General features: G+C 62.9%; 1 protein-coding gene. It reads right to left on the bottom strand.

What is annotated here, in order from left to right; all coding sequences use genetic code 11:
- A partial coding sequence (locus ACH2EI_RS13900; protein ID WP_395160467.1) for a tyrosine-type recombinase/integrase occupies positions 1-1,025 on the bottom strand: 1,025 nt, incomplete at its 3' end.
- Between the last annotated feature and the right edge of the window lie 257 nt (positions 1,026-1,282).

Here is a 1,282-nt window from a genome sequence, read left to right as displayed (position 1 = left end):
CGCAGCAGGTTGGGGGTCCAGTCGCCTTCGACGTCGGACGCGGCAACGATCTCGCGGAACTCTTTGCGGACCGCCGCCGAGTCGCTGGGCTTGCCGTACGGGGAAGTGAAGACGAGGTTCTCCTCGTTGGTCCACCAACTCCCAGCTGCAAGCCGCTGTTCGTGTTGGCGCCGCCGATGCCGCACGAACGAATCGAGGACTGGTTGGGGCGCATCGAGGGTGCGGATGCTCCCCGGTGTCTTGGTCGCACCGACCACTGAGTTGCCGCTCGCCCCGACCTTTCGTGATCTCCAGATGTGCACGGTGCCCGAATCGAAGTCAATGTCGTCCCAGGCAAGTCCGGCCGCTTCGCCTGGTCGCAGGCCGAGGTACAGCATGACAATCCACATTGCTTCGAGGTCGGTCCCTGCCGCAGCGATTAACAACAGCTTGGCCTCGGCGACCGTCAGTGACTTGCCCGACTTCGGTACTGCCGCATCAGCGGGGATCTCGACCAGACCCGCGATGTTGCGAGCAATCAGGTTGCGACGTTGCGCCCACTTGAGCGCCTGGCTCAGCGTCGATCGGACCTTGATCAGTGAGCTACGCGAGAGTGCGGAACCCGAAGTTCGACCCCGACCGCGGCGCTTGGCAACATCGATCGTCTTGGTCCGACGGAGGAACGCTGCCTCGACCTGATCGGGTGTCAGCCGCCGCACCTGCACATTGCCGATCTCCTCGAAGAGGATCTTGATCGCCCACTTATGCGACGTGATCGCCGAGTCAGCGAGCACCCGGTTGGGGAGTGCCTTGTCGGCCCAGACCGTCAGCAGGTCCGCCAGCGTCATCGAACCCGCGGTGAGGGGAAGTCCGTCGTCAGCAGCACGACGCAGCAAATCCAGTTCCTTGCGGGCCTCGGTCTTGGTCTTGGCTGACACGGTCCGACGCTCGCCGTCGATCGTGACCCGCCCGACCCAGCGGTCGCGATCGGCACGATAGAAGAGAGCGCCTTCGCCGGGACTACGCCGGCTTGCTGCTCTCGACATCGCGCGTTCCCTTCGCTCGGCTGACACCTTCGCTGACACCTTACGGGCGCGAATTGGGGCGAACAACGAAGAACGGCGCCGGACGGGAAACAATGATCTACCTGGACTTATGCACACTTTGGCACACCGTGGCAAACCTCGATTCGAAAAATGGCATGGAAGAGGTCAGGGGTTCAATTCCCCTAAGCTCCACGAAGAACCCCCAGGTCCACGCCCGGGGGTTCTTTACTTTTTCGGTTTCCGAGCTCGCGAGTGGG

Source organism: Ilumatobacter sp. (assembly GCF_041688325.1).
In the GTDB taxonomy this organism is placed as follows: domain Bacteria; phylum Actinomycetota; class Acidimicrobiia; order Acidimicrobiales; family Ilumatobacteraceae; genus Ilumatobacter_A.
This window is presented reverse-complemented; position numbering and strand designations above follow the sequence as displayed.